Here is a 14,676-nt window from a genome sequence, read left to right as displayed (position 1 = left end):
TTATTTGCCTTTGAACGCCTCACGCCGCGCCTGTCGCTCAGCGGCGTAGGCTGCTTGTGGCTGGCTGATCAGATCTTCCCGACGCAAGGGTTCGCCACAGTGATCGCACAGCGGCCCGAGGCCGGCGTCGTGGTTGCAGTTTTTGTGGGTCATGTTCACCGCCAGCCCCTCCTCCGGTGCCTTGCACCAGGTCTCTCCCCAAGCCCGCAGCGCAATGATTACCGGGTAGAACGCCTCGCCTTTCGCGGTGAGGTGGTACTCGTAGCGTTTCGGTCGCTCGTTGTACAAGCGCCGCTCCACCAGCCCATCCGCTTCCAGACATTTCAGACGCGCGGCAACCATTTGCGGCGTACCGCCGGTCTGCGCCTGGATCTCGTCATAGCGATGATTGGCCATGAACAACTCGCGCAAAACCAGCACGGTCCAGCGGTCGCCGACGATCGTCTCGGCCCGGGAAATCGGGCACAGCGTATCGGGAAGACTATCGTTTACTGCCATCAGGGCTTGCCTCTTTTACAGTTACTATGATTATCATATCTACACGATGCCGGGACAAGCCCTGTGCACCGATAATCCCATTGCCGGAGCAAGCAGCCATGTCGAATACCCCCTATCCGCTGGACAGAACCGCCTACCTGTTGGTCGATCCGTACAACGATTTTCTCTCGGAGGGCGGCAAGATTTTCCCTTTGATCAAACCCATGGCCGAGCAGAACGGCCTGCTCGACAACCTGCGCAAACTCGATCGCACGGTGCGCGACCTGAACATTCCGGTGGTCATCGTACCCCATCATCGCTGGGAAAAAGGCGACTACGAAACCTGGGACCACCCGACCCCGACGCAATGCAAAATCATGCACATGCATCATTTTGCCCGGGGCGAATGGGGCGGCGAATGGCACCCGGATTTCGCCCCGAAGGATGGCGATATCGTGGTTCAGGAACATTGGGGTTCCAGTGGATTCGCCAACACCGACCTGGATTTTCGCCTGAAGCAGCAAGGCGTCACCCACGTAATCATCGTCGGCCTGCTGGCCAATACCTGCATCGAAGCCACCGCGCGCTATGCCTCGGAACTGGGCTACCACGTCACCCTGGTACGCGATGCAACAGCGGCCTTCAAAGCGGAAATGATGCACGCCGCTCACGAACTCAACGGCCCGACATTCGCTCACGTGATTGCCAGCACTGACGAACTAATTGCCAACCTCCAATCCCAGGGTGAAGCGCAATGAATCTGACCGGCCATTTGCTGATCGGTGCGGCGGATGTCGCCGCCACCGAAGGCACGATGAAAGCGCTGAACCCGGCCACCGATCAACGGATAGAACCGGACTTCGCTTTCGGCGGTGCGGCACAGGTTGATCAGGCTGCAACACTCGCCGATGCCGCGTTCGACCACTACAGCCACACCTCGCTGGCCGAGCGTGCCGCGTTTCTCGAGAGCATCGCTGACAACCTCGATGAGGTTCGTAGCGAACTGGCGGCACGCGCGGCACTGGAAACCGGACTGCCCGAAGCACAGCTTGAGGGCGAAGCTTTGAGAGCCGCGATCCAGTTCCGCCAGTTCGCCGATGTGGTGCGCCGGGGCCGCTTTCTGCAATTGGCCATCGACCCGGCGCAACCCCAGCGTCAGCCGCGCCCACGGATGGATCATCGCTTGCAAAAAATCGCCATCGGCCCGGTGGCGATTTTCGGCGCGAGCAACTTCCCGATTTCCTATTCGGTGGCAGGTGGCGATACCGCGTCGGCACTCGCGGCCGGGGCACCGGTGATTCTCAAGGCACACAACGCGCATCCCGGCGCCTCGGAAATCCAGGCCCGCGCCATTCGTAAAGCCGTGCAGGCGCATGGCTTGCCCGAAGGTGTTTTCTCGATGGTGCGTGGTGGCGGCAATGCCATTGGCGAAGCGCTGGTCGATCATCCGCTGATCAAGGCTGTGACGTTTACCGGATCTGAACAGGGCGGCATGGCGCTCTATCGCCGCGCGCAATTGCGCCCCGAGCCGATCCCGGTATTCACCGAAATGACCAGCGTCAACCCGACCTTCATCCTGCCCGAGGCCATGGCGGCTCGCGGCACCGAGATCGGCGACGGCTTTATCGAGCGCATGCTGGTCAACGTCGGTCAGGCCTGTTTGTGTCCGTCGATCCTGATTGCCATCCGTGGTGCCGGGTTTGAAGAGCTGCGCAGCGCCATGCGCAAACGGGTCAGCGCGGCACCGGCGCGGACGATGCTGACGCCGGGCATTCATGGCGCCTACGTCGAGGGTCTGATGGTGATGGAAGGTGCCGGCGCGCAGGTGATCGCGGCAGGCACGCCGGCCGATGCCACATTCGCCGGACGCGCTGCGTTGCTGCAAGTCGAGGGACACCAATTGCTCAGTGAACCGGGATTGGCCCACGAAGTGTTCGGCCCGTCGGCGCTGCTGGTGGCGGTCACTGATGCCGAGGAACTGCTGGCGGTCGCCCGCTCGTTCAGGGGACAGCTCAGCGCTGCCATCCACCTTGAAGAGGTGGACCTGGAACTCGCGCGGCGCCTGCTGCCGATCCTCGAACGCCGCACCGGACGCATCGTGGCCAACGCCTTCGCGCATCCACAGGAAGTGACGTACGCCACGGTGCACGGCGGGCCGTTTCCGGCGACGTCGGACAGCCGTTTCACCTCGGTCGGCATGACCTCGATCGAACGCTTCTTGCGGCCCGTGGCGTACCAAGGGTTTCCCGATGAGTTGTTGCCAGAGGTGTTGCGCGAGAGTAATCCGCTGAATCTGCCGCGCAGCGTCGACGGGCAATAACGGCAACCCAGTGCGCGGCAGACGCGATCATGCATCTGCGCGCACCACCCCGCGCTCTTCCAGCAAGCGCACAAACATGCTCAGACTGCGCGATACCGTGCCCCGTCGCCACACCAGCCAAGTGGTCAGATAACGAAAGTCCGCCGCCAATGGCCAGACGCTGACCGTGGCACTGCCGGGCATGCTCTGCAGCATTTTGCGCGGCATCAGCGCCAGACCTGCACCGGCGCTGACGCAGGCGAGCATGCCGTGATAGGACTCCATTTCGAAGATCTTGCCCGGTACAGCGGCGTCGGTGCTGAACCATTTTTCAAAGTGGTGACGGTAGGAACAGTTGGAACGGAAGGCATAAATATTCTCGCCGTTGACATCCGCCGCGCGCTTGACGGGCGCGTGGCTGATCGGGGCGATGATGACCATTTCTTCCTCGAACGCCGGCACGCCTTCCAGCGTTGGATGCAGCACCGGGCCGTCGACAAACGCTGCAGCCAGACGCCCGGACAGCACGCCGTCGATCATCGTGCCCGAGGGGCCGGTCGAGAGGTCGAGATCGACCTTGGGGTGCAATTGGTTGTAAGCCGCGAGCAATTCGGGAATGCGCACCGCTGCTGTACTTTCCAGCGAACCCAACGGAAATGCGCCCTGCGGTTCCTCCCCCGCCACCGTCGCCCGGGCCTCTTGCACCAGGTCGAGAATCCGTCGCGCGTATTCAAGAAAACTCCACCCGGCCGGCGACAGGCGCAAACGGCTTTTCTCGCGGATAAACAGATCAACGCCCAGATCCTGCTCAAGCTGCTTGATCCGCGTGGTCAGGTTCGACGGCACGCGATGAATCTGCGCGGCGGCGGCGCTGATGCTGCCGTGCTCGGCAACGGCTTTGAAGATTTCCAGCTGCACCAGATCCACAGTCATTCTCCAATCGTGAAAGAAACGATCTTTATTATTCAGTTTCCAGAAAACAAACACCACCCTACTCTAGGCCCATCCGACGAACATGCAGGACGATGCCATGAGCCAGATTTCCAGCCAGACCCACGCCATCTCGATCAACCCCGCCACCGGCGAGCAGATCGGTCACTACGCGTTTGAATCCGCGCAAGCGCTCGACGCCGCACTGACCCGCGCCGCTTATGGCTTCGGCAAATGGAAGCGCAAGCCGTTGCAGGATCGCTCGCGTTTGTTGACCGCCCTCGCCGGTGCGCTGCGCGAAACCAGCGAAGCCATGGCCACCATGATCACTCAGGAAATGGGCAAGCCAATTGCTCAGGCCCGTGGCGAAATCGAGAAATGCGCCAAGCTTTGCGAGTGGTACGCCGAACACGGCCCGGCCATGCTCGACGCCGAACCAACGCAAGTTGAAGGCGGCAAGGCGCGCATCGAATACCGTCCGCTCGGCCCGATCCTCGCAGTGATGCCGTGGAACTTCCCGATCTGGCAAGTGCTGCGCGGCGCTGTACCGGCGCTGATCGCCGGCAACACGTACGTGCTCAAACATGCGCCGAACGTGATGGGCAGCGCCTACCTGTTGCGCGACGCGTTTACTCGCGCCGGTTTCGCTGATGGTGTGTTTGAAGTGATCAATGTCACCCCGGAAGGCGTTTCCACCGCGATTGCCGATTCGCGCATTGCCGCCGTGACCCTGACCGGCAGCGTGCGTGCCGGCATGGCCATCGGCGCTCAGGCCGGTGCCGCGCTGAAGAAATGCGTGCTGGAACTCGGCGGTTCCGACCCGTTCATCGTGCTCAACGACGCCGATCTGGATGAAGCGGTGCAAGCCGCTGTGATCGGTCGCTACCAGAACTCCGGTCAGGTCTGCGCAGCAGCCAAACGGCTGATCATCGAAGAAGGCGTGGTCGAAGAATTCACGCGTAAATTCGTCGAAGCCACGCGCAAGTTGAAGGTCGGTGATCCGCTGTCCGCCGAGACCTACATCGGTCCGATGGCACGTTTCGACCTGCGTGATGAACTCGACCAGCAAGTGCGCGACACCCTTGAAGAAGGCGCAACGCTGTTGCTCGGCGGCGGCAAGTCTGAAGGCCCGGGCAACTACTACGAGCCGACCGTGCTGGCCGATGTCACCGACCGCATGACTTCGTTCAAACAGGAACTGTTCGGCCCGGTCGCCTCGATCATCACCGCCCGCGATTGCGCGCATGCCGTGGCCTTGGCCAACGACAGCGAGTTCGGCCTGACCGCGACCATTTACACCGCCAACGTGGCACTGGCCCAGCAACTGACCAGCGAACTGGACACCGGCGGCGTGTTCATCAACGGCTACTCCGCGAGCGATCCGCGCGTGACCTTTGGCGGCGTGAAGAAGAGCGGTTTCGGACGTGAACTGTCGCACTTCGGCGTACGCGAGTTCTGCAACGCGCAGACCGTGTGGCTGGATCGTAAATAATCCAGACACCGGAAAACCCTGTGGGAGTGAGCCTGCTCGCGATAGCGGTACATCAAGCGATGAAGATGCTGAATGCACCGGCCCCATCGCTGGCAAGCCAGCTCCCACAATGACTGCGGTGTAACCACTGATGCTGCAGACACCCTGGAACCCTGTGGGAGCTGGCTTGCCAGCGATAGCGGTGCATCAGTCGACATTTATGCCAACTGATACTCCGCTTTCGCGAGCGGGCTCGCTCCCACATTGGCTTTATGCGGCAGCCTGTTGTGGCTCGACGACGCTGCGATCTTTGCTCAACAATCCCAGCACCACCGCCGCCGATGCGAGGGTGATCACCGTCAGGATGTGCAGCAGATACTGAAACGCCGCCGCATAACCTTGCACCAAACGTTCATTGGCCAGACCTGGCACGGTGTTGATCGCATGCGCCATATCGCCGGTGGTCACCCGGTGCGCGGTCTCGGCGATCAGCGACGCCTCAGCGCTGCCTGTCACTGCGTGCAGGGCACTCGACAGATCAGCGTGCAGTAATGACGCCAGCACTGCCGCCACAATCGCCAGAGCAATCCCCTCACCCGCCACGCGCACGGTACTGAAGATGCCCGCCGCCATGCCGGCGCGCTCTTTCGGCACGACACTGACCGACAAACCATCCATCAGCCCCCACGGTAAACCGGCGCCCATGCCGATCAGCAGCATCGGCACCACCAAGGCGATTTTCGGCTCACCGACGTTGTACAGACTCAGCCAATGCAAGCCCACAGCGGCCATCAGGAATCCGGCACCGGACAAGATGCCGGCGGAAACGAAGCGCGCCAGCGATGCGGCCAGCATCGGCACCACCAGCATCGGCGCCGACAACGCCAGTAACAGCAGACCGGCGTCTATCTCGCTCAGCCCCTCAACGCCGATGAAGCGCAGCGGCAACATCACCACCAGCACGATGTAGCAGAAACAGGTGCCGATCGGCAGCATCTGCACGCCAATGAATCGCGGATAACGGAACAGGGTCAGATCCAGCATCGGCCGTTCGACACGCATCTCGACGATCACGAAAGCGGCCAGCAGCACCGCCGAAGCGCACAGCAAACCGAGCACAAGTGGACTGTCCCAACCACTGTCCGGCGCCTGGATCAGGCCAAACGTAAACAGCGCCAGCATTGCGCTGAACAGCAGCGTGCCCGGCCAGTCCAGCCCTTTGGCATGCGGGTCGCGGGTTTCACGCATGCGCGGCACACCGAAAACCAGCGCGATGATTCCAATCAACGCGGTAAAGACAAAAATCGCCCGCCAGTTGAAGGCCTCGATCAACGCGCCGGCCACCAGCGGACCGAAAGCCAGACCAATGCCGAACGTAGTGCCGAGCACGCTGTACGCCCGGGTCCGGGCATGGCCTTCGAATTCTTGCGCCAGCGCCGCCGAGCCGCTGGCCAGCGCCGCCGCTCCCGCCACTCCTTGAACCGCGCGCAACACATCCAGCCAGAACACCGAAGGCGCCAGACTCTGCGCGATCGAGGCGGCGGTAAACAGCAACATGCCGAAGGTAAACAGGCGTTTGCGTCCGTACACGTCAGCCAATGCGCCGGCGGCCATCAGCAAACTGCCGAACGACAACATGAACGCATTGGTGATCCAGGTCAGCGCCACCGGACTGCCGCCCAGATCGCGGCCAATGGCCGGCGTCGCCACCGCGCCTCCGGTAAAACTTAACGGCAGAACCAGCGCCGAGAGGCACACGGCCGCCAGTATGAGCAACTTGTCGCGCGTTCCGTGCGGCGGAGTCATAGCGTTCATCATTCCATCCCTTGAGCAATCACAATGCTGCATAACGCAGCGAATAAGGCGCGAAAACCGCAGAAAAATCCACCGAAGTTTGCGCACGAAAAAGATGAGAGCGAGCAACCTCGCTCTCACAGCTCCGGCGTTCAGTTGGCGAAATCGGTAGACAGCGCCAGCTCATTCCACTCGGCCAGTTCTTGCGCCACCAACCGATTCTTCGCCTCGATCCGCGCCACCGTGTCACTGCCCAGCGCCAGGCGTTGCGGCGGATTCGGTGCATTGACCAGCGCCAGCATCGCCTCGGCAAACTTCTGCGGATCACCCGGTTGCGCATGGTTGGCCGCCTCGGCGAACGCACGCATCTTGCCAACGGTTTCGTCATAGTCCGCCAGCTCAAGCCGGGTTTTGATCAGCGACTGTTCATCAAGGAAATCCGTGCGGAAGAAGCCCGGCTCGACCACCGTGGCTTGAATGCCCAGCGGCGCCAGTTCCTGATGCAGCGCTTCGGTGATGCCTTCGACGGCAAATTTGGTCGAGCCGTAAACACCCCAGCCCATATAAGCCTGGTAGCCGCCGATCGACGAGATGTTGATCACCCGGCCACTGCGTTGCGCCCGCATAGGCGGCAACACCGCGCGGGTGACGTTGAGCAGGCCGAACACGTTGGTGGCGAACAGGCGCTCGGTCTCGCTGGCACTGGTTTCTTCCACCGCGCCGAGTACGCCAAACCCGGCGTTGTTGATCAGCACATCGATACGGCCAAACCGCTTGATGCCTTCGGCAACCGCTTGGTGCGCTTCGTCTTCACGGGTGACGTCGAGACGCACCGCCAGCAGGTTTGGTTGCTCGCCGAGGCGGTCAGTGATGTCTTGCGGGTTACGTGCGGTGGCGATCACCGCGTCGCCGGCACGCAGGGCGCGTTCTGCAATGAGGCTACCAAAACCACGGGAAGCGCCAGTAATGAACCAGGTACGCATATCAACCCCTCCTGTCTGCGACCCTAGCGGTGGTGCCGGGGTCTTCTTGATGAGTTGAAGCGACTTTAAGGCCGTGTTACTGATGTGATAATCCCAACAAATTTGCATGACTTTGTGAAAGGCATTCACAGATGAAAACCCCTTCAGCGGCAGATCTTTCGGTATTCCTCTGCACCGCTCAGCAGTTGAATTTCAGCAAAGCGGCAATCGAGCTAGGCCTGACGCCGTCCGCGTTAAGCCATTCGGTAAAGGCACTAGAGAATCGTCTTGGCGTGCGCCTGTTCAATCGCACCACTCGCAGCGTGGCATTGACCGAGGCTGGCGAGCGTCTGTATGCGCGGCTGAAACCGGCGTTTCGCGACATCGACGATGCCTTGGAAGACCTCAATCATTTCCGCGACAAACCCTCGGGCAACCTGCGCATCACCTGCGGGCGGCAAGCCTGCGAACTGGTGTTGCTGCCAATTGCCTGTGAGTTTTTACAGGTGTACCCGGATATTCGTCTGGAAGTGGTAGAGAGCGATGCGCTGCTGGATATCGTCGCTAATGGGTTCAATGCCGGCGTGCGCTTCGGCGATCGCCTTGAGGCTGACATGGTGTCGCTGCCGATCGGCCCGACAATGCGTTCAGTGGTCGTCGGTTCACCGGCATTTTTTGCACGCCACACAGCGCCGCAAAAACCCGAGGACCTGCACGGACTGCCGTGCATCCGCCACCGTTTCCCCAGCGGCTCGCTGTATCGCTGGGAACTCGAACGTGGCGGCATCGCCCAGGAAATCGAAGTCAACGGCCCGTTAACCCTCGGCGATGTCAGCCTGATGGTCGGGCCCGCGCTGCAAGGGCTGGGCCTGGCCTATGTGTTCGAAGACATGGTCAGCGAACACCTGGCCAGCGGGCGTCTGCTGCAAGTGCTGGGAGACTGGTGCCCGTTCTATCCGGGCCTGCACCTGTACTACCCGAGCCGGCGCCACGTACCGGCGCCGCTAAAGGCGTTTATCGATTTCGTGCGCCACCGGCGTTAGGCATTTACAGGTATTTCAACCAGGCGATGTCGCGGCGACGCGCCTTCAATTCCGAGAACCAGCGCACGGCCGGGTACAGCGCAATCGACAGAAGCGCTGCCGCCAGCCAGATCGCCGCCACCGACGAAAAGCCGAAATAGCTGCCCTGATTCAGCCCGAACAGGGCCACACCGATCAGGTACAACACCTTCAACGCGTACAGATGCAGCAGATAGAAAAACATCGGCGCCGAACCGAACACGGTCAACCAGCGAATCCAGCGACGATCCTGCACACGCTCGAAGGCCAGCAGCAGCAACAGCCCGACGCTCACGGTCAGCGCGATAAACAACAACGATGGCGGGTACTTGGTGATGTTGAAAAAACTCATCAGGGTTTGCACCGACGTGTCACCCACGGCCCATGGTTTTTCGCCATAGCCGTTGATCAGCCGCAAGCCGATAAAACCCAGCAGCCCCGCGCTACCCGCGATCAGCAGGTTGCACTGACGCAAACCTGCTTCAACGCCACGAGCAAACCACGGCCCGAGCGCATAACCCAGACCGATCACACCGATCCACGGCAGTAACGGATAGGAGGTGCGCAGGCGCAGATTTTCGCTGACTTCGATCCAGCCGCGATCATGCAAAATCGCCCACGGCACATGCAGCGCCGACTCCACCGGGAAATGCACCGCGTCGAGCAGGTTGTGTCCGGCGATGATCATCAGGCTCAACGCCAGCAACAACCAGCGCGGCAGCCACACCAGCAATGACAAGGCGATCATGCTCAAACCGATCGCCCAGATCACTTGCAGATAAATCACGCTCGGTGGCAGTTGGAAGGTCCACGCGAAGTTCACCAGCGTGAACTCCAGCACCACCAGAAACAGACCGCGCTTGAACAGAAACGCACTGACATCGGCCTTGCCTGCGTACTTTTCGCCGAACAACCACGCCGACAATCCCGTCAGCAGCACGAACACTGGCGCACACAGATGCGCCAGCGTGCGACTGAAAAACAACGCCGGCTCGGTGCTGGCAATGTCCATCGGGTCGGCGACCTGGCGGTGCAGCAAAAAAGTTTCGCGCACGTGGTCCAGCAGCATGAACAGAATGACCAAGCCTCTGAGGGCGTCAATGGACAGCAGCCGGCCAGTGGGCGTGGCAGAACGGGGGAGCGCAATTGTCATGAGCGTTTCGCAATCGAAGGGTTAACAGCGGGCGCCGACAAGGACTGCCCTGAAAATTTTGCGTTACCTTATAACACTAAAAAGCAAAATCCAAAGCCCAATCGATAGCAATTCTCAGAAAACCGCAGCCGATCACACCGACCAGGTTGCCCAATGGCCTCAGGCTTCTATAGTGATCAAGTCCCCCTGCCCTTGCGGCCTGTTGTCGAGCGTTGTCCATGGTCAACACCGAACACCTGATCATCTGCGAGCACTGCGACTGCGTTTACGAAAAAGCCGTGCTGGGCAAACACCAGAAAACCTCGTGCGTGCGTTGCGGCGGCGTACTCCAGCGTTTCAACGGTTTGACCGTCGAACAGCGCCTGGCACTGACCTTCACGGCGGCGATGCTGTGGCTGTTTGCCAATTTCTATCCGGTGATGAGCATCAGCCTCAAAGGCCTGAAAAACAGTGCGACGCTGTGGGATTCGGTGCTGGCGCTGAGTCAGGGGCCGATCACCTTCATAGCGATGGTCGCGGCAATTTCGATCATTATTGCCCCGGCATTTCAACTGGTCCTGCTGACCTGGGTGCTTAGCTTCGCCCTGTCATCGCGACGCGCACCGGGCTTCAAGGTGTGCATGCGCTGGCTGGAAACCCTGCGGCCGTGGAGCATGCTCGAAGTGTGCCTGCTGGGGGCGATGGTCGCGGTGTTCAAACTGGCGGGATTGCTCGACGTGTTGCCCGGCATCGGCCTGTTCGCATTGGCCGTGCTGAGTTTGATGATGATCAGAATTGCCGGCCGCGATATCCGCGACCTATGGGATATTCCATGAACCGACCCGCGACTGCCAGCGAACTCAATCTGTGCCTGTGCCACAGCTGTGGCCTGGCCTGCGACATGACCGACGAGCCGCATGAATGCCCGCGCTGCGATGCGCCGCTGCACCGACGCAAGACCAACTCCCTGACGCGCACCTGGGCCTATATGCTCGCGGCGCTGGCGTTTTACGTGCCGGCCAATCTGCTGCCGGTGATGAACACCACCATGCTTGGCAGCGGCGCCGACAGCACGATCATGAGCGGCGTGCTGGAGTTCTGGCAGCATGGCGCGTGGGACATCGCACTGATCATCTTTATCGCCAGTATCGCCGTGCCGGGCGTCAAGTTCGTCGCCCTGTCGCTGTTGTTGATCACTGTGCAACGCGACAGTGGCTGGGCACGCCGGGAGCGCTCGAAAATGTTCCGCTTCGTCGAGCTGATCGGCTACTGGTCAATGCTCGATGTGCTGGTGGTCGCACTGGTCGCAGCGTTGGTGAAGTTCCAGACACTGGGCGATATCGAACCGCGACCGGGCATCCTGTTCTTCGGCATGGTCGTGGTGCTGACCATGCTCTCGGCAATGAGCTTCGACCCTCGGCTGATCTGGGACAACGCTCCAGACGATGAACCACTCAGCGACGCAGAGCCGTCAGCAACACCTGCAACGGATGGCGCAGTGCCTGATCCGACTGGCGCTTGACCTGACTGCGGCAGGAATACCCCGTGGCCAACGCTTCGCCCTGCTCTGCCGGCGCCGCCACCTGACGGGCCCACGACTGCTCGTAGATCACCGCTGAAGTTTCACGATTGCGCGCCTCGTGGCCATACGTGCCGGACATGCCGCAGCAACCGGTGGCTTGCGTGGCCAGTTTCAACCCTGCGCGCTCGAACACTTGCTCCCACTGCCGAGTCGCGGCCGGGGCGTTGGTTTTCTCGGTGCAATGGGCGAGCAGTCGGAACGAGGCGTTTTTATCCTGCGGCGCCTGCTCCGGCATGACCTTGAGCAACCATTCCTGCACCAGTGCCACCTCCGGGCATTGCTGCATGCCCGGGACTTTCAGGTATTCCTGGCGGTACACCAGCGTCATCGCCGGATCGAGGCCCAGCAACGGCACACCGATGTCCGCCAATTCGCGCAACTGCCGGGCATTGCGCAGCGCCGCGCGGTTGAACGCCGAGAGGAAGCCCTGCACGTGCAGCGGTTTGCCATTGGCGCTGAACGGCGCCAGATACACCTGATAACCCAGACGCGAAATCAGCTCGACCAGATCAGCCAACAGCGGCGCTTCGAAGTAGCGCGTGAAGGCATCCTGCACGATGACCACACTGCGTTCACGTTGCGCTGGAGTCAGCGTCGCCAAGGTCGACGCCGTCGCCGCTTGCACCTGCCAGCGGCGCATCGCCGCATGGAAATCAAAGCGACTGAGCAACGGCACATCGATCATGCCACCGACCCGTTCCAACAGGCTGCGAACAAATTCAGCGCCCATCAACCCGTTGTACAGCGCCGGAATCCGCGCCATGTAGGGGATGCTGTATTCCAGCGAGGCGATCAGGTAATCCCGCGCCGGGCGCAGATAACGGCTGTGATACAGCTCAAGAAAACGCGAACGAAACTCCGGCACATTGACCTTGACCGGGCACTGTCCCGCACAGGATTTGCACGCCAGGCAACCGGCCATGGCGTCGTAGACTTCGTGGGAGAAGTCTTCGGCCTGCGCACGACTGTTGCGCCAGCGCTGCCACAATGAGCTGAAAAACGCTGGTTTGCGAATGGCGTCGGACAACACATCAACGCCCGCCTCGCCCTGCAAACGCAGCCACTCGCGGATCAACGAGGCACGGCCCTTGGGCGACTGAGCGCGCTCGCGGGTGGCTTTCCACGACGGGCACATGGCGTCGTCGGGGTCAAAGTTGTAGCAGGCGCCGTTGCCGTTGCAATGCATGGCCGCGCCGTAGCTTTGCCAGACTTTTTCGTCGATCTGCCGATCCAGTTCACCGCGCAAAGTCACTTCGTCGATTTTCAGCAGCGCCGCGCCGGTGTTCGCTGGGGTAGCGATCTTGCCTGGGTTGAACTGGTTGAACGGGTCGAACGCGGCCTTCAAGGCTTGCAGCGCCGGGTAGAGTTCACCGAAAAAGGCCGGCGCGTATTCCGAACGCAAGCCTTTGCCGTGCTCGCCCCACAGAAGGCCACCGTAACGCTGGGTCAGCGCGGCGACACCATCGGACACCGGACGCACCAGCGCCGCTTGCTGCGGATCTTTCATGTCGAGGATCGGCCGCACGTGCAGCACGCCTGCATCGACGTGGCCGAACATGCCGTACTGCAAGCCGTGGCTGTCGAGCAGGTCGCGTAATTCGGCGATGTACTCGGCCAAATGCTGCGGCGGCACCGCTGTGTCTTCAACAAAAGGCTGCGGCCGCGCTTCTCCGGCGACGTTGCCGAGCAGGCCTACCGCACGTTTGCGCATGCCGTAGACCTTGTTTACCGCCGCATGACCGACCGCCAGCGTATGGCCCAAACGCTCAACCGTACGGTCGCTGCTCAAGTGCTCGACGAATGCTTCGACCCGGTGCTGCAAATCCTCCGGATCGTCGCCGCAGAACTCCACCAGATTGATGCCCAAGGTCGGCCGCTCGGCGCTTTCCGGGAAATACTCGGCGACGCCGTGCCAGACAATGTCCTGCATCGCCAGCAGCAAGACTTTCGAGTCAACGGTTTCGATCGACAACGGTTTGAGCGCCATCAAGGCGCGGGCGTCGCGCAGTGCGTCCATGAACCCGGCGTAGCGGATGTTCACCAACATTGTGTGCTTGGGGATCGGCAAGACATTCAGCCGCGCTTCGACGACAAACCCCAGCGAGCCTTCGGCACCGCAAAGCACGCTGTTGAGGTTGAAACGGTTGTCCGCCTCACGCAGATGCGCCAGGTCATAACCGGTCAGGCAGCGGTTGAGATCGGGGAAACGCTCTTTGATCAGATCACCCTGCTCATCAATGATCTGCCGCGCGCAGCGGTAGACTTCACCGACGCGATCATCGCGGGCGCACTGGGCTTCGAGTTCGCTTTCCTCAAGAGGCAGACCGTGCAGACGCTCACCGCCGCGCAAGATCATGTCGAGTTCGAGCACATGGTCGCGGGTCTTGCCATAGGTGCAACTGCCCTGACCACTGGCGTCGGTATTGATCATGCCGCCGACGGTGGCGCGGTTGGAGGTCGACAGTTCCGGGGCAAAAAACAGCCCAGCGGATTTCAGCGCGGCGTTGAGCTGATCCTTGACCACTCCGGCCTGCACGCGCACCCAGCGCTGCTCGACGTTGATTTCCAGAATGCGGTTCATGTGGCGCGACAGGTCGACGACGATGCCGTCCGTCAGCGATTGGCCGTTGGTGCCGGTGCCGCCACCGCGAGGGGTGATCACCACTTGTTGATAGGCCGGTTCGGCGATCAGCCGCGCCACCCGTGCCAAGTCATCAGCGTCCAGCGGAAACACCGCCGCTTGCGGCAGGCGCTGATAGATCGAGTTGTCGGTCGCCAGCACCACACGGCTGGCGTAATCGGCGCTGATTTCACCGCGAAAGCCGCTGGCTTTCAGGGCTGTGAGGAACTGCTGGTAATCGTTGGCCAGGGCTTTGGCGGGGGACAGCTGGGCAATCATCGGTCAGGGTATCTCGGTCAAATCGGGCCGTGTGGCGGTGAACAGTTGTACGCAACGAATGATTGCGTC

12 protein-coding genes are annotated in these 14,676 nt (G+C 61.3%); 6 read left to right on the top strand and 6 right to left on the bottom strand.

The genetic code is table 11. The features are described from left to right. Positions 1–498 (bottom strand): helix-turn-helix domain-containing protein, encoded by a 498-nt coding sequence (locus tag CKW26_RS21215; protein ID WP_095050047.1) that lies wholly within the window; start codon positions 496–498, stop codon positions 1–3. A gap of 98 nt (positions 499–596) precedes the next feature. Here CKW26_RS21215 and CKW26_RS21210 point away from each other — a divergent pair, with 98 nt between their 5' ends. After that, positions 597–1,235, top strand: a complete 639-nt coding sequence (locus CKW26_RS21210) for an isochorismatase family cysteine hydrolase (protein WP_095050046.1) — start codon at positions 597–599, stop codon at positions 1,233–1,235. Continuing rightward, positions 1,232–2,797 carry an aldehyde dehydrogenase (NADP(+)) gene (locus tag CKW26_RS21205; protein WP_095050045.1) on the top strand — a complete coding sequence of 522 codons (1,566 nt, stop codon included), beginning with the start codon at positions 1,232–1,234 and terminating at the stop codon, positions 2,795–2,797. Before CKW26_RS21210 ends, CKW26_RS21205 begins: the two co-directional genes overlap by 4 nt. Positions 2,798–2,824: 27 nt before the next feature. Here the strand turns inward: CKW26_RS21205 and CKW26_RS21200 are convergent, their stop codons facing one another. Beyond that, complete coding sequence (locus tag CKW26_RS21200) at positions 2,825–3,703, bottom strand: LysR family transcriptional regulator (protein WP_095050129.1); 879 nt, start codon at positions 3,701–3,703, stop codon at positions 2,825–2,827. Positions 3,704–3,806: 103 nt separating this feature from the next. Here CKW26_RS21200 and CKW26_RS21195 point away from each other — a divergent pair, with 103 nt between their 5' ends. After that, positions 3,807–5,198: an aldehyde dehydrogenase family protein gene (locus tag CKW26_RS21195; protein ID WP_095050044.1), complete on the top strand. Its 1,392-nt coding sequence runs from the start codon at positions 3,807–3,809 to the stop codon at positions 5,196–5,198. Between the two features lie 249 nt (positions 5,199–5,447). Here the strand turns inward: CKW26_RS21195 and CKW26_RS21190 are convergent, their stop codons facing one another. Further along, complete coding sequence (locus CKW26_RS21190; RefSeq protein WP_095050043.1) at positions 5,448–6,992, bottom strand: MFS transporter; 1,545 nt, start codon at positions 6,990–6,992, stop codon at positions 5,448–5,450. Positions 6,993–7,123: 131 nt separating this feature from the next. Then, positions 7,124–7,954, bottom strand: coding sequence for an oxidoreductase (locus CKW26_RS21185; RefSeq protein WP_095050042.1), 831 nt, complete (start codon positions 7,952–7,954; stop codon positions 7,124–7,126). A gap of 131 nt (positions 7,955–8,085) precedes the next feature. Between CKW26_RS21185 and CKW26_RS21180 the strand changes: the two genes are divergently transcribed. Further along, positions 8,086–8,976, top strand: a complete 891-nt coding sequence (locus CKW26_RS21180) for a LysR family transcriptional regulator (protein WP_095050041.1) — start codon at positions 8,086–8,088, stop codon at positions 8,974–8,976. A gap of 4 nt (positions 8,977–8,980) precedes the next feature. Here CKW26_RS21180 and CKW26_RS21175 read toward each other — a convergent pair whose 3' ends face one another. Next, positions 8,981–10,147, bottom strand: a complete 1,167-nt coding sequence (locus CKW26_RS21175) for a DUF1624 domain-containing protein (protein ID WP_095050040.1) — start codon at positions 10,145–10,147, stop codon at positions 8,981–8,983. Between the two features lie 218 nt (positions 10,148–10,365). Here CKW26_RS21175 and CKW26_RS21170 point away from each other — a divergent pair, with 218 nt between their 5' ends. Next, positions 10,366–10,962 carry a paraquat-inducible protein A gene (locus CKW26_RS21170; RefSeq protein ID WP_095050039.1) on the top strand — a complete coding sequence of 199 codons (597 nt, stop codon included), beginning with the start codon at positions 10,366–10,368 and terminating at the stop codon, positions 10,960–10,962. Beyond that, positions 10,959–11,648, top strand: a complete 690-nt coding sequence (locus CKW26_RS21165) for a paraquat-inducible protein A (RefSeq protein WP_095050038.1) — start codon at positions 10,959–10,961, stop codon at positions 11,646–11,648. Before CKW26_RS21170 ends, CKW26_RS21165 begins: the two co-directional genes overlap by 4 nt. Here CKW26_RS21165 and CKW26_RS21160 read toward each other — a convergent pair. Continuing rightward, positions 11,581–14,607: an FAD-binding and (Fe-S)-binding domain-containing protein gene (locus CKW26_RS21160; protein WP_095050037.1), complete on the bottom strand. Its 3,027-nt coding sequence runs from the start codon at positions 14,605–14,607 to the stop codon at positions 11,581–11,583. The genes CKW26_RS21165 and CKW26_RS21160 overlap by 68 nt on opposite strands. Between the last annotated feature and the right edge of the window lie 69 nt (positions 14,608–14,676).

This window comes from Pseudomonas sp. Irchel s3h9 (assembly GCF_900187475.1).
GTDB lineage: Bacteria > Pseudomonadota > Gammaproteobacteria > Pseudomonadales > Pseudomonadaceae > Aquipseudomonas > Aquipseudomonas neuropathica.
The sequence above is the reverse complement of the archived record's forward strand: the minus strand, read 5'-3'. Positions and strand labels throughout refer to the sequence as shown.